Origin of the sequence: Halomonas sp. 25-S5 (assembly GCF_029889845.1) — a bacterium.
GTDB lineage: Bacteria > Pseudomonadota > Gammaproteobacteria > Pseudomonadales > Halomonadaceae > Halomonas.
In genome coordinates, this window is record NZ_JARANV010000002.1 from 234,632 (window position 1) to 258,506 (window position 23,875).

24 protein-coding genes and 1 pseudogene are annotated in these 23,875 nt (G+C 70.1%); 24 read left to right on the forward strand and 1 reads right to left on the reverse strand.

The window, feature by feature from the left end:
• Nucleotides 1-2: 2 nt before the first annotated feature.
• The 5 genes and pseudogenes from lpxK (at nucleotide 3) to murB (ending at nucleotide 3,137) form a co-directional block, all read left to right on the forward strand.
• Nucleotides 3-1,010, forward strand: coding sequence for a tetraacyldisaccharide 4'-kinase (lpxK, locus tag OP498_RS03100; RefSeq protein WP_280552437.1), 1,008 nt, complete (start codon nucleotides 3-5; stop codon nucleotides 1,008-1,010).
• Nucleotides 1,011-1,030: 20 nt separating this feature from the next.
• The gene (locus tag OP498_RS03105) at nucleotides 1,031-1,240 is read left to right on the forward strand and encodes a Trm112 family protein (RefSeq protein ID WP_280546738.1); all 210 of its coding nucleotides are present in this window, start codon (nucleotides 1,031-1,033) and stop codon (nucleotides 1,238-1,240) included.
• A 9-nt stretch (nucleotides 1,241-1,249) separates the two neighbouring features.
• The gene (gene kdsB, locus OP498_RS03110) at nucleotides 1,250-2,020 is read left to right on the forward strand and encodes a 3-deoxy-manno-octulosonate cytidylyltransferase (RefSeq protein ID WP_280546739.1); all 771 of its coding nucleotides are present in this window, start codon (nucleotides 1,250-1,252) and stop codon (nucleotides 2,018-2,020) included.
• A pseudogene (locus tag OP498_RS03115) lies at nucleotides 2,020-2,097 on the forward strand (low molecular weight phosphotyrosine protein phosphatase); the annotation flags it as partial. The gene kdsB and the pseudogene OP498_RS03115, both read left to right, overlap by 1 nt.
• A gap of 20 nt (nucleotides 2,098-2,117) precedes the next feature.
• Nucleotides 2,118-3,137 carry a UDP-N-acetylmuramate dehydrogenase gene (gene murB, locus OP498_RS03120; RefSeq protein ID WP_280546740.1) on the forward strand — a complete coding sequence of 340 codons (1,020 nt, stop codon included), beginning with the start codon at nucleotides 2,118-2,120 and terminating at the stop codon, nucleotides 3,135-3,137.
• Nucleotides 3,138-3,225: 88 nt separating this feature from the next.
• Here the strand turns inward: murB and rne are convergent, their stop codons facing one another.
• Nucleotides 3,226-6,168, reverse strand: a complete 2,943-nt coding sequence (gene rne / locus OP498_RS03125; protein WP_280552439.1) for a ribonuclease E — start codon at nucleotides 6,166-6,168, stop codon at nucleotides 3,226-3,228.
• A gap of 564 nt (nucleotides 6,169-6,732) precedes the next feature.
• Between rne and OP498_RS03130 the strand changes: the two genes are divergently transcribed.
• The 19 genes from OP498_RS03130 (at nucleotide 6,733) to OP498_RS03220 (ending at nucleotide 23,679) form a co-directional block, all read left to right on the forward strand.
• Nucleotides 6,733-7,680 carry an RluA family pseudouridine synthase gene (locus OP498_RS03130; protein ID WP_280546742.1) on the forward strand — a complete coding sequence of 316 codons (948 nt, stop codon included), beginning with the start codon at nucleotides 6,733-6,735 and terminating at the stop codon, nucleotides 7,678-7,680.
• A gap of 12 nt (nucleotides 7,681-7,692) precedes the next feature.
• Complete coding sequence (locus OP498_RS03135) at nucleotides 7,693-8,343, forward strand: HAD-IA family hydrolase (RefSeq protein WP_280546743.1); 651 nt, start codon at nucleotides 7,693-7,695, stop codon at nucleotides 8,341-8,343.
• Nucleotides 8,344-8,365: 22 nt separating this feature from the next.
• Nucleotides 8,366-9,451: a signal peptide peptidase SppA gene (sppA, locus tag OP498_RS03140; protein WP_280552441.1), complete on the forward strand. Its 1,086-nt coding sequence runs from the start codon at nucleotides 8,366-8,368 to the stop codon at nucleotides 9,449-9,451.
• A 96-nt stretch (nucleotides 9,452-9,547) separates the two neighbouring features.
• Nucleotides 9,548-10,075: a YceD family protein gene (locus tag OP498_RS03145; RefSeq protein ID WP_280552442.1), complete on the forward strand. Its 528-nt coding sequence runs from the start codon at nucleotides 9,548-9,550 to the stop codon at nucleotides 10,073-10,075.
• A gap of 32 nt (nucleotides 10,076-10,107) precedes the next feature.
• Nucleotides 10,108-10,278, forward strand: a complete 171-nt coding sequence (rpmF, locus tag OP498_RS03150; RefSeq protein ID WP_280546746.1) for a 50S ribosomal protein L32 — start codon at nucleotides 10,108-10,110, stop codon at nucleotides 10,276-10,278.
• Nucleotides 10,279-10,316: 38 nt separating this feature from the next.
• Nucleotides 10,317-11,438, forward strand: a complete 1,122-nt coding sequence (gene plsX, locus OP498_RS03155; protein WP_280546747.1) for a phosphate acyltransferase PlsX — start codon at nucleotides 10,317-10,319, stop codon at nucleotides 11,436-11,438.
• A gap of 5 nt (nucleotides 11,439-11,443) precedes the next feature.
• Nucleotides 11,444-12,415 carry an ACP S-malonyltransferase gene (gene fabD, locus OP498_RS03160; RefSeq protein WP_280552443.1) on the forward strand — a complete coding sequence of 324 codons (972 nt, stop codon included), beginning with the start codon at nucleotides 11,444-11,446 and terminating at the stop codon, nucleotides 12,413-12,415.
• Nucleotides 12,416-12,448: 33 nt separating this feature from the next.
• A complete protein-coding gene (gene fabG, locus OP498_RS03165) occupies nucleotides 12,449-13,192 on the forward strand; it encodes a 3-oxoacyl-ACP reductase FabG (protein ID WP_280546749.1) in 744 nt (247 codons plus the stop codon).
• A gap of 132 nt (nucleotides 13,193-13,324) precedes the next feature.
• Nucleotides 13,325-13,558 (forward strand): acyl carrier protein, encoded by a 234-nt coding sequence (gene acpP, locus OP498_RS03170; RefSeq protein ID WP_008956801.1) that lies wholly within the window; start codon nucleotides 13,325-13,327, stop codon nucleotides 13,556-13,558.
• 196 nt (nucleotides 13,559-13,754) lie between these two features.
• A complete protein-coding gene (gene fabF, locus OP498_RS03175) occupies nucleotides 13,755-14,993 on the forward strand; it encodes a beta-ketoacyl-ACP synthase II (RefSeq protein WP_280546750.1) in 1,239 nt (412 codons plus the stop codon).
• 17 nt (nucleotides 14,994-15,010) lie between these two features.
• On the forward strand, nucleotides 15,011-15,820 hold the full coding sequence (pabC, locus tag OP498_RS03180; RefSeq protein WP_280552444.1) for an aminodeoxychorismate lyase: 810 nt from the start codon (nucleotides 15,011-15,013) through the stop codon (nucleotides 15,818-15,820).
• A 15-nt stretch (nucleotides 15,821-15,835) separates the two neighbouring features.
• Entirely contained in the window at nucleotides 15,836-16,840 is a 1,005-nt protein-coding gene (gene mltG, locus OP498_RS03185) for an endolytic transglycosylase MltG (RefSeq protein ID WP_280552446.1), read from the forward strand.
• A 128-nt stretch (nucleotides 16,841-16,968) separates the two neighbouring features.
• Nucleotides 16,969-17,673 carry a dTMP kinase gene (tmk, locus tag OP498_RS03190; protein ID WP_280552448.1) on the forward strand — a complete coding sequence of 235 codons (705 nt, stop codon included), beginning with the start codon at nucleotides 16,969-16,971 and terminating at the stop codon, nucleotides 17,671-17,673.
• Nucleotides 17,670-18,665, forward strand: a complete 996-nt coding sequence (locus tag OP498_RS03195) for a DNA polymerase III subunit delta' (RefSeq protein WP_280552450.1) — start codon at nucleotides 17,670-17,672, stop codon at nucleotides 18,663-18,665. The genes tmk and OP498_RS03195 overlap by 4 nt, the downstream gene beginning before the upstream one ends.
• Before the next feature lie 29 nt (nucleotides 18,666-18,694).
• On the forward strand, nucleotides 18,695-19,030 hold the full coding sequence (locus OP498_RS03200) for a PilZ domain-containing protein (protein WP_280546755.1): 336 nt from the start codon (nucleotides 18,695-18,697) through the stop codon (nucleotides 19,028-19,030).
• Nucleotides 19,031-19,169: 139 nt separating this feature from the next.
• Nucleotides 19,170-20,030: a TatD family hydrolase gene (locus OP498_RS03205; protein WP_280552452.1), complete on the forward strand. Its 861-nt coding sequence runs from the start codon at nucleotides 19,170-19,172 to the stop codon at nucleotides 20,028-20,030.
• Between the two features lie 33 nt (nucleotides 20,031-20,063).
• Nucleotides 20,064-20,636: a DUF1285 domain-containing protein gene (locus OP498_RS03210; protein ID WP_280552454.1), complete on the forward strand. Its 573-nt coding sequence runs from the start codon at nucleotides 20,064-20,066 to the stop codon at nucleotides 20,634-20,636.
• The gene (locus OP498_RS03215; RefSeq protein ID WP_280552456.1) at nucleotides 20,633-22,852 is read left to right on the forward strand and encodes an ATP-dependent helicase; all 2,220 of its coding nucleotides are present in this window, start codon (nucleotides 20,633-20,635) and stop codon (nucleotides 22,850-22,852) included. Before OP498_RS03210 ends, OP498_RS03215 begins: the two co-directional genes overlap by 4 nt.
• Entirely contained in the window at nucleotides 22,849-23,679 is an 831-nt protein-coding gene (locus tag OP498_RS03220; RefSeq protein WP_280546760.1) for a sulfurtransferase, read from the forward strand. Before OP498_RS03215 ends, OP498_RS03220 begins: the two co-directional genes overlap by 4 nt.
• The last annotated feature ends 196 nt before the right edge of the window (nucleotides 23,680-23,875 follow it).

Here is a 23,875-nt window from a genome sequence, read left to right on the forward strand (position 1 = left end):
CCATGGCGGGCCGTCTCGGCGAGCGCTGGCTGGCGGCAGCCTATCGGGGCGATGCCTGGCTTCACGCCCTGCGACCGCTGGAGGCCCTCTATCGCCTGGTCGTGCGGCGTCGCGCCGCGGCCTTCGCCTCGGGCAGGCGGGCCGTCTGGCAGGCGCCGGTGCCGGTGATCGTGGTCGGCAACATCACCCTGGGCGGCACCGGCAAGTCGCCGCTGGTGGCCTGGCTGGCGCGCTTTCTCGCCGAGCGGGGCTGGGCGCCCGGCATCCTCTCACGGGGCTATGGCGGTCGCAGCGACCGCTATCCATTGCTGCTGGACGCCGACACGCCGGTCACTGCCTGCGGCGATGAGCCGCGCATGCTGGCGGACCAGACGGGGGTGCCGGTGGTGGTCGACCCCGATCGCGCCCGGGGCGCGAGGCGACTGCTGGCGGCGGGGTGCGATATCCTGATCGGCGATGATGGCCTGCAGCACCTGGCGCTGGGCCGTGACCTGGAGCTGGTGGTCGTGGATGGCCGTCGCGGCTTCGGCAACGGGCGCTGCCTGCCGGCGGGGCCGCTGCGCGAGCCGCTGACGCGGCTCGACGGGGTGGATGCCGTGGTGATCAACGGCGAGCCGGCCTTCGACCCGCCGGCTGGGGCCCACGGCATGGCCCTGGTGGCGTCGGCCTGGCGCCGCCTCGGCGACGACCGGCGCGTGCCACCCACGCCGCCACCCTTCGCCGGTCCGGTGCATGCCCTGGCCGGGATCGGTCACCCGGCGCGCTTCTTCGCTACCCTGGAGGCGCTGGGCGTGGAGCCGATCCCCCACGCCTTCGGCGACCACCATCGCTTCACGGCGGCCGACCTGGCCTTCGCCGACCATCGGCCGGTGGTGATGACGGCCAAGGACGCGGTCAAGTGTCGCGAGCTGGCGCCCGTCGACAGCTGGGTCCTCGAGGTGGAGGCCCAGCCCGACGCCGCCTTCATCGACTGGCTGCAGGCGCGGCTGGTGTCACTCTCAACCCAATGAAACCCATCCGAGGGGGAGTCATGGACAAGGAACTGCTGGCGATGCTGGTCTGCCCGCTGTGCAAGGGCAAGCTGAAATACGACCGCGAGGCCGCGGAGCTGGCGTGTCGCTACGATGGCCTCGCCTACCCGATTCGTGACGGCATCCCGGTGATGCTGCCCGAGGAGGCCCGAGTGATGGACGTCGACGAGAAACTGCACGACTCCCCCGGTCGCGCCGGCGAGTCCTGAGGAGGTCCCATGCAGGAGTTCATCGCCGTCATCCCGGCGCGCTTCGCCTCCTCGCGGCTGCCCGGCAAGCCGCTCGCCGAGATCGCGGGCGAGCCCATGGTGGCCCACGTCTGGCGACGCGCACGGGAAAGCGCTGCCGCCCGGGTGGTGGTGGCCACCGATGACCGGCGCGTCGCCGAGGCGCTGGCCCCTTGCGGTGCCGAGGTGCTGCTGACCGCCGACGACCATCCCTCGGGCACCGACCGGCTGGCCGAGGTGGCCGAGCGACTGGGCCTGGCCGATGACGCCGTGCTGGTCAATGTTCAGGGCGACGAGCCGCTGATCCCGCCGCTGCTGATTGACCAGGTGGCGGCGCGGCTCTTCGAGGACCCGGATGCCTCCATCGCCACCCTGGCCGAGCCGATCAGCGACGTCGAGACGCTCTTCAACCCCAATGCGGTCAAGGTGGTGCGTGCGCTCTCCGGGCGTGCTCTCTACTTCTCGCGGGCTCCCATCCCCTGGGACAGGGACGCCTTCGCGCGTCGGCCCGAGCTGCTCGAGACCGACGCCTGGCTGCGCCACATCGGCCTTTATGCCTATCGGGCGGGCTTTCTCGCCGAGTATCGCGACTGGCCCCCCTCGCCGCTGGAGCGCCTGGAGCAGCTCGAGCAGTTGCGGGCCCTGCACCATGGCCATGCCATCCAGGTGGCCCTGGCTCGGGTAGTGCACCCGGCGGGTGTGGACACCGAGGAGGACTTGGCGCGTGTTCGCGAGCTGCTGCAGCGCCCGGGAGGTCACTGATGCGCGTGCTCTTCGTCTGTCTCGGCAATAGCTGTCGCTCGCCCACCGCCGAGGGCGTGTTCCGTCGCCTGCTCGAGGCGCGCCGGGAGCCCGGGTCTTGAGCCTGGCGCTTCGGGCCCCTCACGACCTCTCCCGGGCCAATACCCTGGGCCTGCCGTGCCGGGCGGAGCGCTTCGTCTCACCCGGAAGCATCGGCGACCTGCGTGAGGCGCTGGACCTGGCCCATCACGAGGGCTGGCCGCTGACCCTGCTGGGTGGCGGCAGCAACCTGATCCTGCCGGCATGGCTCCCGGGCCTGGTGGTGCGGCCCGCCATGTGCGACTGGTGGCTGGAGGAGGGCGAAGGCGACAGCGTCCTCGTCCATGCCGAGGCCGCGGTGGTGTGGCACGAGCTGGTCATGGCGCTGGCCGCCAGGGGCCTGTGGGGCATCGAGAATCTGGCGCTTATTCCCGGGCACTGCGGGGCCGCGCCAATCCAGAACATCGGCGCCTATGGCGTGGAACTCAGTGATCTCATCGAGGCAGTGCATCTGGTCCATCTCGACGATGGCCGCGAGGCGGTACTCTCGCCGGCGGCGTGTGCCTTCGGCTATCGCGACAGCGTCTTCAAGGGCGCCCTGGACGGGCGCGTGGTGATCACCCGGCTGGTGCTGCGCCTGTCGCGCACACCGAGTCCCCGGCTCGGCTACGGTGACCTGGCCGGCCGGGTCGGTGCCGAGCCCTCGGCGCGGGAGGTGGCCGAGGCGGTCTGCGCGATCCGCCGCGAGAAGCTGCCCGACCCGGCCCTGCTGGGCAATGCCGGGAGCTTCTTCAAGAACCCCCTGGTGGCGGCCGACCTGGCCCGGCGGCTAGTCGACGACCATCCGACGCTGCCGCACTTCCCCCAGCCCGACGGGCGCGTGAAGCTGGCGGCCGGCTGGCTGATCGACCACTGCGGCCTCAAGGGCTGGCGACAGGGCCATTTCGGCGTGCATGAGCGCCAGGCGCTGGTGCTGGTGCACTTCGGTGGAGGCAATGCGGCGGAACTGATCGACTTTGCCGGGCGGGTGGCCGACACCGTGCGCGAACGTTTCAGCGTGACGCTGGAGCGCGAGCCCCGTCTGGCCGTGCCGGCCTGATTCTGCCCGGTTCTTCCCGGCCCTGACACGACAGCGCCCGCAGCCATGGCTGCGGGCGCTGTCATTGGTGCAGGGGGAAAGCGGGGGCTCAGCCCTGCTTGCCCTCCTGGGCCTTGGCCTCCTGCTCACGACGGCGGATCTCCCGCGGGTCGTTGTGAGCGCGGCGACGGCGGCTGGCGCGGCTCTCCGTCGTCTTCTCCTCGGCCTTCGCTTTCTCGACAGCCTTCTCCTCCGACTGGACGTCAGCCTGCGGTTCGGCGGGTTTCTCGGCCGGCTTCTGCTCGGCCTTGGGCTCGGCTTTCGCTTCGGCGGGCTTCTGCTCGGCCTTGGGCTCGGCTTTCGCTTCGGCGGGCTTCTCGGCCGGCTTCTGCTCGGCCTTGGGCTCGGCTTTCGCTTCGGCGGGCTTCTGCTCGGCCTTCGCTTCAGCAGGCGCCGGTTCGGCCTTGGCTGCCTGGCCACTTGGCTGCTTGGCTGCCTCGGTGTCGGCCTTCGCCTCGACGGGCTCGGTCGGTTTCTGCTCGGCCTTGGGCGCCTCTGGCTTGGGCTCGGCTTTCGCTTCGGCAGGCGCCGGTTCGCCCTTGGCTGCCTGGCCGCTTGGCTGCTTGGCTGCCTCAGTGTCGGCCTTCGCCTCGGCAGGCTTCTCGGCCGGCTTGGCGTCGGCGTTCACTTCAGCCGGCTGGGCCTCGTCCTTGACTGCCTCGGCTTCGGGCTTGACCTCGGCCTGCAGGCGTTGCTGCTCGGCCTCGGCCTTGGGGTTGATGGCATGCTTGCGCGTGCGTTGGCGCGGGTTGTTGCGAGTGCGCTTGGGCTTGCCGTCATCCACCGGGGCCTCGGCGGCTGCCGGCGTCTCGGCACGCTTTTCGCTTGGCATCTCGGCCGGCTTGTCACTGCCTTTCTGGCGGCGGGCGTCGTCGCGGGGCTTCTCGTCACGGGGCTTCTCGTCACGGGGCTTCTGATCACGGGGCTTTTCATCACGATCCTTGGGCGCCTCCTGTGAGCGTGCCTGGCGGCCCTCTTCCGGGCGACCGCCGCGTGCACGACCGCCGCGGCTGCCGCGGCCCTCGGTGCCGGCGGGCTTGCTTTCGCCCCGCTCGCCTTCCTGGCGTGATGAACCGCGCCGTTCATCGCTGCGCGGGCGACGCTGGCGGCCGTTGCGGCCGCCGCGCTCGTCGTCGCGCTGGGCGGGCTGGTGTGCGCCTTGATCAGAGCGTGCCTCGCCCGAGCGGGCGGACGGTTTCTGCTCGGTACGGGCAGGTGCCTCGTCGCTGCCGAGCAGCTTGGTCAGGCCCTTGACCAGGCGACCCAGCACGCCGGCCTGGGGTTCGGCGACGGGCGGGGCGGCCGGTGCCTTGGGCGTTGCCTTGGCCGCTGCCTTGGGCGGCGTTGGTGCTGGCGCCTCCTCCTGCTGCAGGGACGCGGGCGCCGGCTCGTGGTGGACCACCGTCTTGACGGCGGCCTCGGCGCGCTGGACCGGCTTGCCGAAGGCGGCCTCTGGCTCCTGGCCCACCTCGGTGTCGGTGGAGAGCTCGAAGCTGGACAGGGTCGCGGCGCCTTCCTCGTCCACGTGGTCGTCGCGAAAGCGCTGGACGTCGTAGTGGGGCGTGTCCATGTCCGGGTTGGGCAGCATCAAGACGCGCACGCCCTGGCGCCGCTCGATCTCGGCCAGCACGGCGCGCTTCTCGTTGAGCAGGTAGGTGGCCACCGGCACCGGCAGGATGGCGCGGATCTGGGCGCTGCGCTCCTTCATCGCCTCTTCCTCGATCAGGCGCATGATGGAGAGCGAGATGGAGCGCACGTCGCGGATGGTGCCCTGGCCGTCGCAGCGCGGGCAGACCACGCCGCTGGTCTCGCCCAGCGAGGGGCGCAGGCGCTGGCGGGACATCTCCATCAGGCCGAAGCGCGAGATGCGGCCGATCTGCACCCGGGCGCGGTCGAGCTTGAGCGCGTCGCGCATGCGGTTCTCGACCTCACGCTGGTTGCGCGCCGGGCTCATGTCGATGAAGTCGATCACCACCAGGCCGCCGATGTCGCGCAGGCGCAGCTGGCGGGCGATCTCGTCGGCCGCCTCCAGGTTGGTTTGCAGCGCGGTCTCCTCGATGTCGCTGCCGCGGGTGGCCCGCGCCGAGTTGATGTCGATGGAGACCAGCGCCTCGGTGTGGTCGATGACGGTGGAGCCGCCGGAGGGCAGCTTGACCTCGCGCTCGTAGGCGGTCTCGATCTGCGACTCGATCTGGAAGCGCGAGAAGAGCGGGACCTCGTCGACGTAGAGCTTGATCTTCTGCTGGTAGGAGGGCATCACCTGGCGGATGAAGGCCAGCGCCTCCTGGTGAACCTGCTCGCTGTCGATCAGCACCTCGCCGATGTCCTGGCGCAGGTAGTCGCGCATGGCGCGGATGATGACGTTGGATTCGCGGTAGATCAGGAAGGGCGCCGGGCGCTTGCCGGCCTCCTCGGTGACCGATTCCCAGACCTGCACCAGGTAGTCCAGGTCCCACTGCAGTTCCTCGGGGGAGCGGCCGATACCGGCCGTGCGCACGATCAGGCCCATCTTGTCGGGCACGGTCAGCTGGCTCATGGCCTCCTTGAGCTGGCTGCGCTCCTCGCCCTCGATGCGCCGCGAGATGCCGCCAGCCCGGGGGTTGTTGGGCATCAGCACCAGGAAGCGACCGGCGAGGCTGATGAAGGTGGTCAGGGCGGCGCCCTTGTTGCCGCGCTCCTCCTTGTCCACCTGGACGATGACTTCCTGGCCCTCCTTGAGCACTTCCTTAATGCTGGGGCGGCCCGAGGGTTCCTTCAGGAAGTAGTCGCGGGACACCTCCTTGAGGGGCAAGAAGCCGTGGCGGTCGGCACCGAAGTCGACGAAGGCGGCTTCGAGGGAGGGTTCTACGCGGGTGATCTTGCCGCGGTAGATGTTGGCTTTCTTCTGTTCCCGGGCACCGGACTCGATGTCCAGGTCGTAGAGGCGTTGTCCATCGACCAGCGCGACCCGCAGCTCTTCGGGCTGGGTCGCATTGATGAGCATCCGTTTCATGTCGTCTCGCAAGTAGGGACGCGCCGGACGGCGTTCAGCGACGGAGGCGAACCGCTGGTTGCTGCGTGCTTGTGCTCAGCGCATGTCGCGGATGCGGTAGTGCGCCCGACCGGCTCGAGTCATCCTTGCACGATGACTCCGATTCGGCATGATCATGTTGAGTACGGGGCGGAGGCAGGACATGTCTCGGTGGGACGTCACCCATCCGGCCCTGCGGTCACCGCCAACACCTGGCATTCATCGATTCGCCAACGCCGGCCATCGGCACGTTGTTGTACGTATCCCGTGATCTTCGGCCGTGCTGCAAGGAGCGCGACCGAAGCCGGGCGTGGCGTTGTAGCGCTTGCTTGTCGGCGGCGGGACCCCGGATTGGCGAGGATCGTCGCGGCCTGATCTTTTCGCTCCGGCCTGCGTGTCTGTCGTGCAGGCGCTCTGGCGGGTCGTGACAACCCATTGAAGCGAGGTGGCAATATAACAGCAAAGGGGGTGGCCAGCAATTGGCGCAGGATGGCTCGCACTGCGGTAGAATGCGCCTTTCGAGCGGGTATCCAGTGGAGTGGCGGCATGGCCGAAGGGCGCGAGGTGCAGTGGGTGGAAGTGGCCGAGGGCCAGGTCGGCCAGCGGGTCGACAACTTCCTGTTGACGCGCATGAAGGGGGCGCCCAGGGCGCTCATCTATCGCATCGTGCGCAAGGGCGAGGTACGGGTGAACAAGAAGCGGGTCAAGGCCGATACCCGCTTGGCGTTGGGCGACCTGGTGCGGATCCCGCCGCTGCGCCTCAGCCCCCGCGAGGCGGTCCGCGAGGTCAGCGACAACCTGCGCAACTTGCTCGCCGGCAGCGTGCTGCTGGAGGGGCGCGACTGGCTTGTGATCAACAAGCCCTCGGGACTCGCCGTGCATGGCGGCAGCGGGGTGAAGATCGGCCTGATCGAGGCCTTGCGCCAGGTGCGCGAGGACCTCGACTTCCTGGAGCTGGTCCATCGCCTGGATCGTGACACCTCGGGCTGCCTGCTGCTGGCCAAGTCGCGCCCGGCGCTGCTGGCGCTCAACGCCTCGCTCAAGGAGCGCCAGATGGACAAGCAGTACCTGGCGCTGGTGGCCGGGCGCTGGCCGGCACGACGCGACTTCGTCAGCGCCCGGCTCGACCGCTTCGAGCTCGCCAACGGCGAGCGACGGGTGCGGGTCGATGCGGCCGGCAAGGTGGCCCGCACACGCTTCGCGGTGCGCGAGGCCTTCGAGAGGGTCACCCTGATCGAGGCCGAGCCGGTCACCGGGCGGACCCACCAGATCCGCGTGCATGCGGCCCATGCCGGCCATCCGCTGCTCGGCGACGACAAGTACGGCAGCCGCGAGAGCCAGCGGCTATCCGCCACACTGGGCCTGTCGCGGCTATTCCTGCATGCCGCGGCCCTGACCTTTCCCGAACCCAGCAGTGGCCGCCCGGTGCGGATCAAGGCGCCGTTGCCTGCTGAGCTCGAAACGGCGCTTGCCCGCGCCCGCCAGTCCCGCTGACACGGAGGCCTCATGCGCTATCGACTGGCCATCTTCGACTGGGATGGCACCCTGATGGACTCCATCGCGCGGATCGTCTCCAGCATGCAGGCGGCGTCTCGGGAAGCTGGCTGGGGCGAGCTGGAGGCGGAGGCGGTCCGCAACATCATCGGCCTGGGGCTGCCCGAGGCTATCGCCAGCCTCTGTCCCGGCATCGACGCCGAGCGTGGCGAGCTGCTCAGGGCGCGCTATGCCCATCACTTCGTCGAGGGCGATACCGGCCCCATGCGCTTCTATCCCGGGGTCGAGGCCGGGCTGGTCGGGCTGCGGGGCAGGGCTGGCCAGCGCCTGGCCGTGGCCACCGGCAAGAGTCGTCGCGGCCTGGACCGCATCTTCCGCGAGAGTGATAGCGGTGGCTGGTTCCATGCCAGCCGTACCGCCGACGAGACGCTCTCCAAGCCGCATCCTCGGATGCTCGAGGAGCTCCTCGTCGAGCTCGATGTCGCGGTCGGCGAGGCGGTGATGATTGGCGATACCGAATACGACCTCGAGATGGCCCGGGCGCTGGGCATGGACCGGGTGGCGGTGACCTGGGGCGTGCATGCCCCGGCGCGCCTGGCCGCCAGCCGCCCGGTATTCACCGCCGAGGCGGTGCCCGACCTCTTCGACTGGCTGCACGGCTAGCTGACCAAGGAACAGGACGACCATGAGTGACGACGACAAGCGCGACGATCGCTGGACCCGCGGACCGGAGCTGACCCCGGAACAGGCGCGCCGCGAGCGCGAGACGGAGCGAGCTGGCGCGGCGCCGCCGCCCGGCGAGGATGCCGAGACGCTGCGCGAGCGCCAGCGCCTGGCCCAGCTGGAGATGATGGGCCGCTGGATCGACGGGGTCTTGGTGGAGCAGCGACGTTCGCGGCGCTGGAAGCTGTTCTTCCGCTTCTTCTTTGCGCTGCTGATCCTGGCCTCGCTGTCGGTCACGCTCTACAGGATCCTGGGCACCCCGGGCGCCGGGACGCCTGCTCGGCCGCACCTCGGCGTCGTCGAGGTCACGGGAGTGATCGACAGCGATTCGCCGGCCAGCGCCGAGCGCATCATCGAGGGCCTGGAGCGGGCCTGGAAGGCGGAACAGGCCGAGGCGGTGGTGCTGCATATCAACAGCCCTGGCGGCAGCCCCGTGCAATCCCAGCGCATCTTCGAGGCGGTAATGCGGTTGCGCGAGTCCGGCGACAAGCCAGTGCTGGCGGTGATCGAGGATATCGGCGCCAGTGGCGCCTACTACGTGGCCGCGGCGGCCGACGAGATCATCGCCGCACCGGCCAGCCTGGTGGGCTCGATTGGGGTCATCCACGCCGGTTTCGGCTTCGAGGAGGCCATCGGGCGCCTGGGCGTCGAGCGTCGTGTCTTCACGGCCGGCGAGAACAAGGCGTTCCTCGACCCCTTCTCGGACATCGCCCCGGCACAGCGCGAGTTCTGGCAGGCGGTGCTGACCACCACCCACCGCCAGTTCATCGACGACGTGCGCGAGGGGCGCGGCGACCGACTGGCCGACGACGAGCGGCTGTTCAGCGGGTTGATCTGGAGCGGCGAGCAGGCCCTCGAGCTGGGGCTGGTGGACCGGCTCGACAGCCTCGATGGCGTGGCCCGCGCCAGGCTCGGCGAGGCGCGCCTGCGCGACTACACGCCGCGCCTGGATCCTCTCGAGCGGATCTCCCGCCAGTTCGGCCGGGTCGCCGCCGAGTGGTTGGGGGTGTCGCGCGCCGACTCGCCGCTGCGCTATCAGCTACCTTGAGAGCGCCTAGCGTCGAGCAGGCTGTCGAGCACTGCTATCGAGCGGGGCCCCGGGCCTTTTGACAGAGGCAGGGGGAGTGCCTATCATTGCGCGCCTATGTTGACCTCAAGACTCCCCGGTAGGGTCGAGCCTTACAAGCTCGTGGCCCGTGCCGAACACCTGGAAGGCCTGGTGGCGCTCGCCGAGATGGCGCGGCTTGCCGAGGAAGTCGGTGCCCAGTCCGGCGATGCCCGGATATGGCTGGATTTCGCCATCGACCCCCAGGGGCGACGGGAGATCCGTGGCCATCTGAAGGCCGAGCTGCAGCTGCCGTGCCGGCGCTGCCTGGAGCCCATGGTTCATCAGGTCGAGAGCGATTTCCGGCTGGGCATGATCACCAGTGACGCCCTGGCCGCGGAGTTGCCGAGCACCCATGAGCCGGTGCTGGTGGAAAACGAACAGCTGAATCTGCTGGCGGTGGTCGAGGATGAACTCATCCTCAGCCTGCCCCAGGGGGTTTACCACGACGAGGCCGAGTGTTCGGTCTCGCGCGACCAGCTGAACAGCGGGGAGGCGACCGATGCGTCGGCCAGCACCCCGGCGAGCCCTTTCGATGTGCTGCGGCAGATCAAGGGCAAACCCTGATACATCCTCGTTTCACTCTGGAGTGACAACCCATGGCAGTTCAAAAGAACCGCAAGACCCGTTCCAAGCGTGGCATGCGTCGCAGCCACGACGCCCTCACCGTTACGGCCCTGTCCCAGGACAAGGAGACTGGCACCACTCATCTGCGCCACCATGTGGCACCGGATGGTTATTACCGTGGCCGCAAGGTCGTCGAGGTCTGACGCGACGGCGTTCCGGGTGATAATGGCGGGTCGTTGACGTGCGGATCGCCATCGATGCGATGGGCGGGGACCTCGGTCCCCGCCCGGCCGTCATGGGCTCCGCCGCGGCCGTCAGTGCCGATCCTGATCTCGAGCTGTGCCTGTTCGGCCCCGCCGGGCTGCTGGAAGACGAGATAGCCCGCCTGCCGCGGCAGCTTGCCGCGGCGGCGTCGCGTCTGCGGGTCAGCGATGCCCCGGCGGTTGTCCAGCAGTCCCAGCGACCCAGCGAGGCGCTGCGTCACGGGGGCGATACCAGCATGGCCCGGATGCTCGACGGCGTCGCCGGCGGCGACGCCGTGGCCGGGGTCAGCGCCGGCAACACCGGGGCGCTGATGGCGCTGGCCCGGCGTGCCCTGGGCACGGTGGCGGGGATTCCCCGGCCGGCCATCAGCACCGCCATTCCCACCCGTGACCTGGGTCGCTGCTACCTGCTCGACCTGGGCGCCAACGTGGAGGCCAGTGCCGAGCGGCTGGTCGACTTCGCCCTGATGGGGGAGGTGATGGCGCGCCACGTCGACGGCCTCGTCGCGCCGCGGGTGGCGCTGCTCAATGTCGGTGTCGAGGGCACCAAGGGCACGCGCAGCGTGCGCGACGCCGATGCCTGGCTGCGCCGGCACCCCGACATCGCCTACCTGGGGTACGTGGAGGGCGACGGGATCTTCACTGGCGCCGCCGACGTGGTGGTCTGTGATGGTTTCGTCGGCAATGCCGTGCTCAAGGCCAGCGAGGGCCTGACGCGGCTGCTGGTCGAGCGGGTCCAGGCGACCTTCGAGGCCCACTGGAGCAGCCGGCTGGTGGGGCTGCTCGCCCGTCCGGCGCTGCGTCGGCTCAAGGGCGAGCTCGATCCCGTGCGCTACAATGGCGCCAGCCTGCTGGGGCTGGCCGGGATCGTGATCAAGAGCCACGGCAGTGCCGATGCCACTGGCTTTCGCTATGCCGTGCAACGGGCGGTGAACGAAGTGAGGCGCGACCTGCCGAGCCGGCTGGCCGCGGAACTGGACCACCGCCGGTCCCCTGTCGACTCGGCCGTCCGCGGCCGAACCGAGAGCGGATCCAGGCCCGACGGGCCGATCATGCCGGACGCGACCGGCATCGACGACAGTCAACAAGCGCAAAGGTGATCGACATGACGCAACCCCTTGCCCTCATCTTTCCCGGGCAGGGCTCCCAGCAGATCGGCATGCTGCGCGAGCTGGCAGAGCGCTACAGCGTGGTGCGCACGACCTTCGAGGAAGCGGCCGATGCCCTCGGCTACGACCTCTGGCAGGTGGTGCAGGAGGGGCCGGCCGAGGCGCTCAATGCCACCGCCTGCACCCAGCCGGCACTGCTTGCCGCCAGCGTGGCGGTCTGGCGCGTCTGGCAGGAGCTCGAGGGGCCGCGCCCCGGGGCCATGGCCGGCCACAGCCTGGGCGAGTACAGCGCCCTGGTCTGTGCCGGGGCGCTGCCCTTCGCCCAGGGCGTGCGCCTGGTGAAGCTGCGCGGCGAGGCGATGCAGGCGGCCGTGCCCGCCGGCGAGGGCGCCATGGCGGCGATTCTCGGTCTCGCTGACGAGGCGGTGGAGCAGGCCTGTGCCCGGGTCGCCGACGGCGACGTGGTCGCTGCCGTCAACTACAATGCCCCGGGGCAGGTGGTGATCGCCGGCAGCAAGGCCGCCGTGGAGCGCGCCATCGCCGCCTGCCAGGAAGCCGGCGCCAAGCGCGCGATGCCGCTGCCGGTCTCGGTGCCGTCGCACTGCGAGCTGATGCGTCCGGCCGCCGAGCGCCTGGCGGCGGCCATGCAGGAGGTCGAGCTGCGCTCGCCGCGCTACACGGTGTTCCAGAACGTCGATGCCCAGGCCCATGCCGACGTGGCGACCCTGCGCACCCGGCTGATCGAGCAGCTCTACCAGCCGGTGCGCTGGACCTCCTGCATCGAGGCGATGACCGCCCGCGGTGCCGAGGTGTACATCGAGTGCGGTCCGGGCAAGGTGCTCACCGGGCTCAACAAGCGAATCGCCAGAGGTAGCAAGGGGCTGGCGGTCAATGACCCGGACAGCCTCTCCGCGGCCCTCGAGCTGGCCAGGGATGCCGTCGGCCAGTCGCCGTCGGCCAATGGCTGAACCATCTCCCGGACGTAGACGGATAGAGAGACCATGACAACCGAGCGTAGAGTCGCCCTCATCACCGGGGCCAGTCGCGGCATCGGCCGTGCCATCGCCCACGAGCTGGGCCGCCAGGGGCGTATCGTGATCGGTACCGCCACCACCGATGCCGGTGCCGAGCGCATCGGTGCCGACCTCGCGGACGCGGGGATCGAGGGGGCCGGTCGCCAGCTGGACGTCACCGACCAGGCTAGCGTCGATACGTTGGTCAAGGCGGTCACCGAGGCGTTCGGTGCCCCCACCATCCTGGTCAACAATGCCGGCATCACGCGCGACAACCTGTTGATGCGCATGAAGGAAGACGAGTGGGACTCGGTGATCGACACCAACCTCAAGTCGGTCTATCGCGTCGGCAAGGCCTGCCTGCGCGGCATGACCCGGGCCCGTTTCGGCCGCATCGTCTCGATCAGTTCGGTGGTGGCCACCATGGGCAATCTCGGGCAGACCAACTATGCCGCCGCCAAGGCGGGCATGGAGGGTTTTACCCGGGCCCTGGCCCGTGAGGTTGCCTCGCGGGCGATTACCGTCAATGCGGTGGCGCCGGGTTTCATCGCCACCGACATGACCCAATCCTTGCCGGAGGAGCAGCACAAGGCGCTGCTCGGCCAGATTCCGCTGGCGCGGCTCGGCGAGCCCGAGGAGATCGCCGCGGCGGTGGGCTTCCTGACCGGCGACACGGCGGGTTATATCACCGGCGAGACCCTGCATGTCAACGGTGGCATGAACATGCGTTGAAGCCTCCGGGGGGAGGCGGTTGCGCCGACCCGGGGGCGTCTATAAACTACCCCGCAGCTTCCGGCTAGCGGACCTGGATCCTTAACGGCTGGTTTTCCGAACGGCCAATGTGAACGACTGGAGTACGTCATAATGAGCACCATCGAAGAGCGCGTGAAGAAGGTTGTGGCCGAGCGTCTGAACGTCAAGGAAGAAGACATCCAGAACTCCTCTTCCTTCACCGAGGACCTCGGCGCCGATTCCCTGGATACCGTCGAGCTGGTGATGGCGCTCGAAGAGGAGTTCGACACCGAGATTCCCGACGAGGAAGCCGAGAAGATCACGACCGTTCAGGAAGCCATCGACTACGTCAACGCCCACCAGTAAGGTGGCGGTCGATACCGCTTGCTGAGGCGTCCGGGGCCAGTGCCCCGTGGAGAGCCGTCCTGCCATGTCAGGACGGCTCTCGTGCTATGCGCGACAGGAACTTGCCGAGCCCGCACAGGTCGGGGAGACTCGGGTATAATGCGCGCAATGACGGCCCCGCGGGGTCGTGTCACCAAGGTTGTCTGGAGGAAAGCTGATGGCTCGTAGAAGGGTTGTGGTGACCGGGCTGGGCCTGGTCACGCCGGTGGGGAATACCGTGGAGGAGAGCTGGGCCAGCATCCTGGCCGGCAAGAGCGGTGTCGCGCCCATCGAACACTTCGATGTCAGCGCCTTCAACACGCGCTTCGGCGGGTCGGTGAAGGACTTCGACATCAGCCCGTACCTCAATCCCAAGGAGGCCCGCAAGATGGACCTCTTCATCCAGTACGGGATGGCCGCCGGTGCCCAGGCGATCCAGGATGCCGGGATCGAGTGTCACGACGGCAATGCCGATCGCATTGGCGTGGCCATCGGCTCGGGGATCGGTGGCCTGCCGATGATCGAGCACAACCACAATGCCTTGCTCAAGGGCGGGGCGCGGCGGATCTCACCCTTCTTCGTCCCGGGGTCGATCATCAACATGATCTCCGGCAACCTGGCGATCCAGCACGGCTTCCGCGGGCCCAACATCGCCATCACCACGGCCTGTACCACCGGGACCCACAATATCGGCTACAGCGCGCGCACCATCGCCTACGGCGATGCCGACGTGATGGTCTGCGGCGGCGCCGAGATGGCGACCACGCCCCTGGGCCTGGGGGGCTTCTCGGCGGCCCGGGCGCTCTCCACGCGCAACGACGACCCGGCCGCGGCGAGTCGGCCCTGGGACCGCGACCGCGACGGCTTCGTGCTCTCCGATGGCGCCGGCGTGGTGGTGCTCGAGGAGTACGAGCAGGCGAAGGCCCGCGGGGCGACCCTCTATGCCGAGCTCACCGGCTTCGGCATGAGCGATGATGCCTACCACATGACCGCGCCGCCGGAAGACGGCCACGGTGCCGCCCGGTCCATGCGCAATGCCATCCGCGATGCCGGCATCGACCCCTCGGCCGTCGACTACATCAATGCCCACGGCACCTCGACCGCGGCCGGCGACCTGGCCGAGAGTCGTGCCGTCGAGCAGGTGATGGGCGGGGCCGCGAAATCGGTGGCCGTCAGCTCCACCAAGTCGATGATCGGCCACCTGCTGGGGGCCGCCGGTGCCGTCGAGGCGGTGTTCTGCGTGCTGGCCATCCGTGACCAGGTGGCACCGCCGACCATCAACCTGGACAACCCCCAGGAAGGCTGCAATCTCGATTACGTGCCCCACACGGCTCGCGAGATGAAGGTCGACGTCAGCCTGTCGAACTCCTTCGGCTTCGGCGGCACCAACGGCACCCTGGTCTTCGTCAAGGTGTGAGGCCGGAGGCGCGCCAGGTGGGAGCCGGGGGCTGGCCGCTGGACGATCGCGGCGTTGCCTATGGGGATGGTCTCTTCGAGACCGTGCTGGTGCGTGACGGTGCGCCGCGGCTGTGGGAGGCCCACCTGGCGCGCTTGGCGCGCGGCTGTCAGGTGCTGGGCTTGCCCATGCCGGCGGAGCATCGGCTCGCCGCCCCGCTGATTGATGCGCCACCGGGCCTGGCGGTGCTCAAACTGATGCTGACCCGGGGCAGCGGCGGGCGTGGCTATGCCTCTCCCGCGGCGCCCGCGCCCCGGCTGCGCTGGCAGCTGTCGCCCTTCGTCCCCGACACAGCTCGCTGGAAGGCGGGCGTGCGGGTCCGTCACTGTCGCCTGCGGCTGGGCATCCAGCCGGTGCTTGCCGGGCTCAAGCACCTCAACCGCCTGGAGAACGTGCTGGCGCGGGGCGAGTGGGCGGATGCCGACATCGCCGAGGGGCTGCTCTGCGACAGCGAGGACCGGCTGGTGGAGGCCACCTGCATGAACCTCTTCTGGCAGCGCGAGGGGCGGCTCGAGACGCCGCGCCTGGACCGCTGTGGCGTGGCCGGCACGCTGCGCGCGGTGCTGCTCGAGCGCCTGCCCATCGCGGAGGTCGATGCTGCCCCCGGGGTGCTGGCCAGTGCCGAGGCGGTCTGGCTCGGCAACTCGGTGCAGGGGCTCTGGCCGGTGGCCCGGCTCGATGGGGCCGGGGGAGAGGCCCCGCAGCGCTGGACCATCGGCGCGGTGCATCGCCGCCTGCAGGCGGTGGCCCATGCGCCGCTGGGCTATCCGACACGGCTTGACAACTGAACGAGGACGACCCGCATGGGGCGTGTGCTGAAGATTCTGCTGGTTCTGGCCATCCTGGCGGCCCTGGTGGCGTTCGCCGGGCATCGCTATTGGCAGTCGCGGCTGGAGGCCCCCATCGCCCTGGAGGAGCCGACCCTCTATGAGGTACCCGACGGCGCTGGCTACCACCGGGTGGTCAGCGAGCTGGCCGAGCGGGGGATCCTCGTTGATGCCTGGGTCTTTCGGCTGCTCGCCCGCCTGGAGCCCGAGGCCCTGCCGCGCCTTCGCCCCGGGGAGTACCGCCTGGTGCCCGGCATGAACGGGCGCGAGCTGCTGTCCCTGCTGGGCAGCAACGAGGTGGTCCGCTATCCGCTGACCGTTCCCGAGGGCTGGACCTTCCGCCAGATGCGCGAGCTGCTCGATGCCGCGCCGAAGCTGGAGCACCGCACCGCGGGCCTCTCCGACGCGGAGCTGATGGCCCGGCTCGACCGCGAGGGGCGTCACCCCGAGGGCTGGTTCTTCCCGGATACCTACCAGTATCGCAAGGGGCTCAGCGACCTGGATATCCTGCGCCAGGCCCTGGAACGCATGGAGGCCACCCTCGACGAGGTCTGGGCCGGACGCGACGACGACCTGCCTCTGGAGAGTCCCTACCAGGCGTTGATCATGGCCTCGCTGATCGAGCGCGAGACCGGAGCGCCCGAGGAGCGCCCCGAGATCGCCGGCGTCTTCATGCGTCGCCTGGAGCGGGGCATGCGACTGCAGACCGATCCCACCGTGATCTACGGCATGGGGGAGCGCTTCGATGGCAACATCACCCGCGCCGATCTGCGCGAGGCCACGCCCTACAACACCTACGTGATCGAGGGCATGCCGCCCACGCCGATCGCCCTACCCGGGCGGGCGGCGCTGGAGGCGGCGGTGCAGCCGGAGGAGGGCGAGGCGCTCTACTTCGTCGCCAAAGGCGACGGCACCCATCATTTTTCGCGTACCTTGCGCGAGCACAACAACGCCGTTAACCGGTATATCCGCAATCGCTGATTGGAGCAGGCATGTGCAATAACGACACCGATCGGCCAGCAAGAGACGCCGGGGACAGGCCGCAGAGGAGGTCCTACGCCAGGGATGGCGTCGGTAGCGTACACGGAGGTATTCATAGCGCCTCCTCGATGGTCCGGCACCCCGGGGCCTGTCGCCGGGAAAGTCTTGAGCGGAATGACAATCAGGGAAAAGGACGCTTCATTACCCTGGAAGGCGGGGAGGGGGTGGGCAAGTCCACCAACCTGGCCCTGGTGGTCGACCACTTGCGGGCCCGTGGCCACGAGGTGGTGGCCACCCGCGAGCCCGGCGGCACGCCGCGGGCCGAGGCGATGCGCCGTCTGCTGCTCGACCCCACCGGCGAGGAGCCCCTCGACCCGGATGCCGAGCTGCTGCTGGTGTTCGCCGCCCGGGCCCAACACTTGGCTCGGGTGATCCGCCCGGCGCTTGAGCGCGGCGCCTGGGTGGTCTGCGACCGCTTCACCGATGCCACCTATGCCTACCAGGGCGGCGGGCGCGGCATCGAGACGGCCCGCATCGCCGAGCTCGAGGCCTTCGTCCAGCAGGGCCTCACGCCCGACCTGACGCTGCTGCTGGACATGCCCATGGCCGATGCCCAGCAGCGGCTCGACGGGCGCCTCCAGGGGCAGGGCGGCGAGCGCGACCGCTTCGAACGTGAGCGCGGCGCCTTCTTCGAGGCGGTGCGCCGGGCCTACCTCGCCCGTGCCGAAGCGGATCCCGGCCGCCTGGTGGTGATTGCTGCCGGTGCCGGCCTGGCGGAGGTTCAGGCGGAGTTGCTGGCGCGGCTGGACGAGCGGCTGGTGGCCTGGTCATGAGCGAGGTCAAGGTCCCCCGTCCGTTGCCCTGGCTGCAGGCGCGGTGGCAGGAACTGGTGCGCCTGGCCGATGCCGGGCGACTGCCCCACGCGTTGCTGATCTCCGGTGCCCACGGCATCGGCAAGCAGTCCCTGGCCGAGGCGCTGGTGTCACGCACCCTCTGTGCCTCGCCGGGAGAGCACGCCTGCGGTCGCTGCCATGCCTGTCACATGCTGGCCTCTGGCTACCACCCTGACCTGCTGCGCGTGGCCCTGGAGGAGGGCAAGCGGCAGATCCGCATCGGCCCGGTCCGCGAGGTCAATGCCTTCGTCGCCCAGACCGCCCAGCAGGGCGGCTACCGCGTGATCGTGATCTCGCCGGCCGAGGCCATGAACGTGGCGGCGTCCAATGCGCTGCTCAAGAGCCTGGAAGAGCCCGGCGGACGGACGTTGTTCGTGCTGCTCTCCGACATTCCCTCGCGGCTGCTGCCCACCATTCGCTCGCGTTGCCAGCACTGGAGCCTGGCGGTGCCGGCCGAGGCCGACTGCCGGGACTGGCTGGCCGAGCGCCTGGGCGGCGAGGAGGAGGCCCACTTCTGGTTCCGGGCCGCGGGGGGGCTTCCGCTGCGGGCGCTGGAGCTCGCCGAACCGCAGTCCCGGGCACTGCGCCAGCAGCTCCTGGAGACCTTCGAGGCGCTGGTCAGGGGCGCCGAGCCGGTGGCCGAGGCGGCCCGCCTGGAGCGCCAGTCCATCGACGCCATCCTGTGGTACGGTATCGCCTGGCTCGAGGACCTGATCCGCCTGGGGCTCTCGGGCGACACCAGCGAGCTGCGCAACCCCGACCTGTTGGTGCTCTATCGCCAGGCGGTCAAGAATGCCCGGGTACGTGACTGGTTCCGCCTGCTGGACTACGCCCGCGAACAGCGTCGCCTGCTGGCCGAGGGGGGCAACCCCAATCCCCAGCTAGCCCTCGAGGCCTGGTTGGTCCGCTGGTCCACGCTGCTGCGCTCTTGACCCGTTGCGCCCTTGACTGAGGAGGCTCCATGGCTGCACAGAAAGCGCTGTCCCTGACGATCCAGGAGGTCCCGACCCTGCTCTCGGCCTACATGCCGGTGCTGGAGCGCGGCGGCATCTTCGTGCCCACTCGCGAGCGCTACGAGCTGGGCCAGGAGGTCTTCCTGCTACTGATGCTCCCGGGGGATGCCGAGCGAGTGCCGGTCACCGGCCAGGTGGTCTGGGTCTCGCCCGAGGGCGTGGCCGGGCGTCGGGTCCCGGGCATCGGTATCCACTTCAGCGCCGAGGACCAGGCCGTGCGAGATCGCATCGAGACCCTGCTGGCCGGCCAGCTCGACAAGGGCGCCCCGACCTATACGCTGTAAGCGCCGAGCGCCATGCCCCTGTGGGAGCGCAGCTTGCTGCGCGATGACGACTGCCGCCATTCTCGCCCTAGGCCATAGAGGGCACTCCCACAGGGTGCCGGTACCCGACATTCAACTTCACTAGCTTCGGTATTCCTGCATGTTCGTCGACTCCCACTGCCATCTCGATCGTCTCGACCCCGCGACCCATGGCGGCGATCTCGCCGTCGCCCTCGACGCCGCCCGGGCCCGGGACGTGCGCCAGTTCCTGGCCATCGCCGTGACCCTCGAGGACCTGCCGGCACTGGCCGAGATCAGTCGTGCCCACGACGACGTGGTGATCTCCGCCGGCATCCATCCGTTGCACCGCGTCGCCGAGGCGCCGAGCGTCGCGGCGATCAAGGAGGCGGCCGACCGCTTCGGCGCCGTGGCCATCGGCGAGTGCGGCCTGGATTATCATTATCTCGGCAAGCACTACCCCGACAAGGCACCCGACGGGGTGCCCTCCCGCGAGGAGCAGCGCGAGCGATTCCGCCGCCAGCTGGTGGCCGCCAGCGAGCTCGAGCTGCCGGTGATCATCCATACCCGCGAGGCCCGCGACGATACCCTGGCGCTGATCCGCGAGCATACCGACCCGGCGGTGGGCGGCGTGCTGCACTGCTTCACCGAGGACCTGGACATGGCCCGCGAGGCGGTGCGCCATGGCTTCTATATCTCGCTGTCCGGCATCGTGACCTTCCGCAACGCCGAATCGCTTCGCGAGCTGGCACGACGGCTGCCGCTGGACCGGCTGCTGATCGAGACCGACAGCCCCTACCTGGCCCCGGTGCCGCACCGTGGCAAGCCCAACGAGCCGGCCTGGGTGGTCGAGGTCGCCGAGTGCATCGCCGGCGAGCGCGGCATCAGCGTCGCGGAGGTCGCGGCCCAGACCACGGCCAACTTCTACCGGCTGTTCCGGGCGGCCGCCCCTGAGGCGCCGGCGGACGTGCGCGAGGCCTTGTCCCATGCCGGCCTGGTCTAGACTCGGGAAACGTACCCTCCGGAGGGCCGTCCCATGACGCTCGATCCGCTGCTGGCCCAGGTCGATCCCGAAGGCGAGATTCCCCCTGTGGATCACTGGCATCCCGAACACCACGGCGAGATGGACCTCACGATCGCCGCCGACGGGCGCTGGATCCATGAGGGTACGCCGATTGCTCGCCCGAGGCTGGTGCGCCTGCTCTCGACCATCCTGCGCCGCGAACCCGATGGCGACTACGTGCTGGTGACACCGGCCGAGCGGCAGCGTATCCGGGTCGAGGACCGTCCCTTCCTGGTGGTGGATGCCGAGCGTGAGGGGGACGGCCAGTGGTGGCTGACCACCAACGTCGGCGACCGGCTGGCGCTCGGCGAGGCCCATCGGCTGGTGCTCAGCGAGACCCCGGCCGGCGAGATGGTGCCGGAGGTCGCGGTGCGCTTCGGGCTCAATGCCCGGCTGGGTCGCAACGTCTACTATCGTCTCGTGGAGCAGGCCGAGACGCGGGAGCTCGGCGAGGGCAGCCTCGAGCTGGGCCTGACCAGCCATGGCACCTGGCACCCCCTGGGGCGGCTGGACGCCGAGGCGCGGCGTGACGGCGAGCCGCCATGACGCTGATCCGCGAGCTGACCCCCGAACAGCGCGCCGTGGTCGCCCATGACCGGGGACACGCCCGGGTGGCGGCGGTGGCCGGTGCCGGCAAGACCACGACCATGGTCGCTCGGGTGCTGCACCTGCTCGCGCAGGGGGTGCCCCCGGCGCGCATCCTGGTGCTGATGTTCAACCGCTCGGCCCGGGAAGACTTCCAGGCCCGCCTGGCCGAGATGGCGCCGGCCGGTCAGGCGCTGCCCGACGTGCGCACCTTCCACTCCCTCGGTCACCGGCTGACCGGTAGCCTGACTCGCTGGGGGGCGCTCGCGCAGCGTCGGCTGCTCACCGCCGACTGGCAGCTCGAGCGGCTGCTGCGTCAGGCCACGCTGGCCGCCCTGGGCGAGGCGCCGGAGGCGCGCGAGACGGCCCTGGAGGCCGAGCGCCTCGAGGCGCTGGCCCACTTCTGCGGACTGGTGAAGGCCGAGATGGCCTCGCCGGCCGAACTCCACCGCCAGCTCGACGTCGGCGAGGAGACGGGCCACTTCGTGGCCGCCTTCGAGCATGCCGAGCGGCTGCTGGCCGACCAGGGGCTGATGACCTTCGCCGACCTGCTCTATCGTCCGCTGCTGGCGCTGGAGGCGGATGCCGCTCTGCGAGGCCGGGTCCAGGGGTTCCTCGACCACGTGGTCATCGACGAGTACCAGGACATCAACACCGCCCAGCAGCGGCTGCTGGCGCTGCTCGCCGGCCGCGATGCCGAGGTCATGGCGGTGGGCGATGCCAACCAGTGCATCTACGAGTGGCGCGGCGCCCACCCCGACACCATGCTGGAGAACTTCACCGCCACCTTCGGGGCGGCCCGTGACTATCCGCTCTCGACCACCTTCCGCCACGGCCACGCCCTGGCGCTGGCCGCCAACCACGCCATCGCCGCCAACCGGCGGCGTCCCGACCAGCTCTGCCTGGCCGCGCCGGGCAACCCCGCCACCGGCCTGGCCGTGGGGCAGGGCAGCCAGGAACTGCTGGCCGAGCTCGACGGCTGGCGCCGCGGGGGGCGCGGACTGGACGAGGCCTGCCTGCTGGTGCGCAGCTGGGCGCTGTCGGTGCCGCTGCAGCTGGCGCTGCTCCGCGAGGGCATTCCCTTCCGCCTGGCCCGGGAGGATCGCTTCGTCTTCCGCCTGCCGCTGGTCGAGGCCCTGGCCGGCTACCTGCGCCTCGCCGTCGAGCCCCGCCGGCTCCAGGATCCCGGGCACCTGGCGATGCTGCTGGCTCAGCCCACCCCCTTCGTGGCCCGGGAGCGGATCCTTGCCCTGGCCAACCGGCTGGCCGAGACCCAGCGCTGGCCGGAACGCCACGATCCGCTGCTCGATGGGCTCAGGCCCCACCAGCGACGCACCCTCAAGAAGCGCTGGGCGCTGCTCTGCGAGCTGCCCCGTCGATCGGGCTGGCCGCCGGCGCGTCTGCTCGAGCACGTGGTGTCCGAGGTCGACGCCGAGAAGGTGCTCAAGCGCGCCGCCGCCCGACGCGACAAGGGCGAGGAGGACGTGCGCCTGCTCGACGTGCTGGTCGAGCAGGCCGGGGAGCTGGGCAACGACACCGCGGCCTTCATCGAGCTGCTCTCCCGACCGGTGGAGAACCGCGACGACGGGGTACTGATCAGCACCGTGCATGGCGCCAAGGGCCTGGAGTGGCCGCTGGTGCTGGTGGCGGGGGTCAACGAGGAGGACTTTCCCCACTATACGCGCGACAATCCCCTGACGCCGGGGCGCCTGGAGGAGGAGCGGCGGCTCTTCTACGTGGCCATCACCCGGGCCCGGGAGCGCCTGGTGCTGCTCCATGACGGCGGTGACCACCGCCCCAGTCGCTTCATCGCCGAGTCCGCCTGGGAGGATGGCCAGCGCGTAGCCCGCCGGCTGGACGGCGCTCAGGTCGGCGAGGCGCAGGGCCCGCTGCCGGTGTCCGAGCCCGACCTGGTGCGCCGCTACCTGGCCTCGCTGGGCCACTCGCTGCCGGTGGTGGCGTGTCCGGCCGCTCAGGACGGGCCCGCCGAGTCCCGGGGCGAGGGCTTCCGGGTCGGTCAGCTCCTGCGCCATGCAGTGTTCGGCGAGGGGCGGATCAGCGTGGTGGAGGGCGACCCGGACAACCCGGTGATCGAGGTACGCTTCCACCACGCCGGTCGGCGCCGCCTGATCGCCCGCCGGGCCCCCATCGAATTGCTTGAGGGAGTCAACGCATGACCTATCCGCTGATCACGGCCACCGCGCTGGCCGACGCCCTCGAGGGTGCCCACCCGCCTCGGGTCCTGGACTGTCGTGCCCGCCTGGGCGAGCCCGATGCGGGCCGCCGGCTGTGGTGGGAGGCCCACCTGCCGAGCAGCCATCATCTCGACCTCGACCGTGACCTGGCCGGGCCGCCGGGGCAGGGCGGCCGGCATCCGCTGCCCACGCCCGCGGCCTTCACTGCGGTGATCCAGAGGCTGGGGATCAGGCCGGGGCAGCCGGTGGTGGTCTATGACGACATGGGCGGCCAGCTCGCGGCGGCGCGGGCCTGGTGGATGCTCGCCTGCTGGGCGGACCATCCCGACGTACGCCTCCTCGACGGTGGCCTCAGGGCTTGGCTGGCGGCGGGGGGCGAACTGCGGGAAGACGGCGACCCCGAGGCCATGCCGGCAGGCTCCGACTGGCAGCCGGCCTTCCATGACCAGAGCCACGTCACGGCCGGGGAGCTGCTGGTGGGCTCGGCGACCCGCATCGACGCCCGCGCCAGGGAGCGCTTCCGCGGCGAGGTGGAGCCCATCGATCCGGTGGCGGGCCACATCCCCGGTGCCGTGTGCCGGCCCAGTGCCGACAACCTCACCGCTGACGGCCACTTCAAGCCCGCCGGGACGCTGGCCAGCGAGCTGCCCGAGGGCGAATCATCGATTGCCTACTGCGGCTCCGGGGTCACCGCCTGCCACACCATCCTCGCCTATGCGGTGGCCGGCCGACCCCTGCCCAGGCTCTACCCCGGCTCCTGGAGCGAGTGGATCCGCGACCCTGCCCGGCCCATTGCCACCGGCGACTGATCCCGGGCTACGCCCGGAGCGGTAAGCCATAAGCTTGAAGCTGTAAGAAAATCTGGGCCAACCTTGTCTCGAGAGCTTCGGTTCAATGATGGCGTCTTGGCTTACGGCTTACGGCTTACGGCTTACGGCTTACGCGCCGAGCGGAGATCGACCGGTCTCGTAGAGACAGGGGACGCTGGGGAGGGGAGGCGGTGTG

Excerpts from the sequence above, each read along its gene's own strand:
- lpxK (WP_280552437.1), top strand. The coding sequence starts at position 3 with ATGGCGGGCCGTCTCGGCGAGCGCTGGCTGGCGGCAGCCTATCGGGGC.
- OP498_RS03105 (WP_280546738.1), top strand. The coding sequence starts at position 1,031 with ATGGACAAGGAACTGCTGGCGATGCTGGTCTGCCCGCTGTGCAAGGGC.
- kdsB (WP_280546739.1), top strand. The coding sequence starts at position 1,250 with ATGCAGGAGTTCATCGCCGTCATCCCGGCGCGCTTCGCCTCCTCGCGG.
- rne (WP_280552439.1), bottom strand. The coding sequence starts at position 6,168 with ATGAAACGGATGCTCATCAATGCGACCCAGCCCGAAGAGCTGCGGGTC.
- OP498_RS03130 (WP_280546742.1), top strand. The coding sequence starts at position 6,733 with ATGGCCGAAGGGCGCGAGGTGCAGTGGGTGGAAGTGGCCGAGGGCCAG.
- OP498_RS03135 (WP_280546743.1), top strand. The coding sequence starts at position 7,693 with ATGCGCTATCGACTGGCCATCTTCGACTGGGATGGCACCCTGATGGAC.
- sppA (WP_280552441.1), top strand. The coding sequence starts at position 8,366 with ATGAGTGACGACGACAAGCGCGACGATCGCTGGACCCGCGGACCGGAG.
- OP498_RS03145 (WP_280552442.1), top strand. The coding sequence starts at position 9,548 with ATGTTGACCTCAAGACTCCCCGGTAGGGTCGAGCCTTACAAGCTCGTG.
- rpmF (WP_280546746.1), top strand. The coding sequence starts at position 10,108 with ATGGCAGTTCAAAAGAACCGCAAGACCCGTTCCAAGCGTGGCATGCGT.
- fabD (WP_280552443.1), top strand. The coding sequence starts at position 11,444 with ATGACGCAACCCCTTGCCCTCATCTTTCCCGGGCAGGGCTCCCAGCAG.
- fabG (WP_280546749.1), top strand. The coding sequence starts at position 12,449 with ATGACAACCGAGCGTAGAGTCGCCCTCATCACCGGGGCCAGTCGCGGC.
- acpP (WP_008956801.1), top strand. The coding sequence starts at position 13,325 with ATGAGCACCATCGAAGAGCGCGTGAAGAAGGTTGTGGCCGAGCGTCTG.
- fabF (WP_280546750.1), top strand. The coding sequence starts at position 13,755 with ATGGCTCGTAGAAGGGTTGTGGTGACCGGGCTGGGCCTGGTCACGCCG.
- mltG (WP_280552446.1), top strand. The coding sequence starts at position 15,836 with ATGGGGCGTGTGCTGAAGATTCTGCTGGTTCTGGCCATCCTGGCGGCC.
- tmk (WP_280552448.1), top strand. The coding sequence starts at position 16,969 with ATGGTCCGGCACCCCGGGGCCTGTCGCCGGGAAAGTCTTGAGCGGAAT.
- OP498_RS03195 (WP_280552450.1), top strand. The coding sequence starts at position 17,670 with ATGAGCGAGGTCAAGGTCCCCCGTCCGTTGCCCTGGCTGCAGGCGCGG.
- OP498_RS03200 (WP_280546755.1), top strand. The coding sequence starts at position 18,695 with ATGGCTGCACAGAAAGCGCTGTCCCTGACGATCCAGGAGGTCCCGACC.
- OP498_RS03205 (WP_280552452.1), top strand. The coding sequence starts at position 19,170 with ATGTTCGTCGACTCCCACTGCCATCTCGATCGTCTCGACCCCGCGACC.
- OP498_RS03210 (WP_280552454.1), top strand. The coding sequence starts at position 20,064 with ATGACGCTCGATCCGCTGCTGGCCCAGGTCGATCCCGAAGGCGAGATT.
- OP498_RS03215 (WP_280552456.1), top strand. The coding sequence starts at position 20,633 with ATGACGCTGATCCGCGAGCTGACCCCCGAACAGCGCGCCGTGGTCGCC.
- OP498_RS03220 (WP_280546760.1), top strand. The coding sequence starts at position 22,849 with ATGACCTATCCGCTGATCACGGCCACCGCGCTGGCCGACGCCCTCGAG.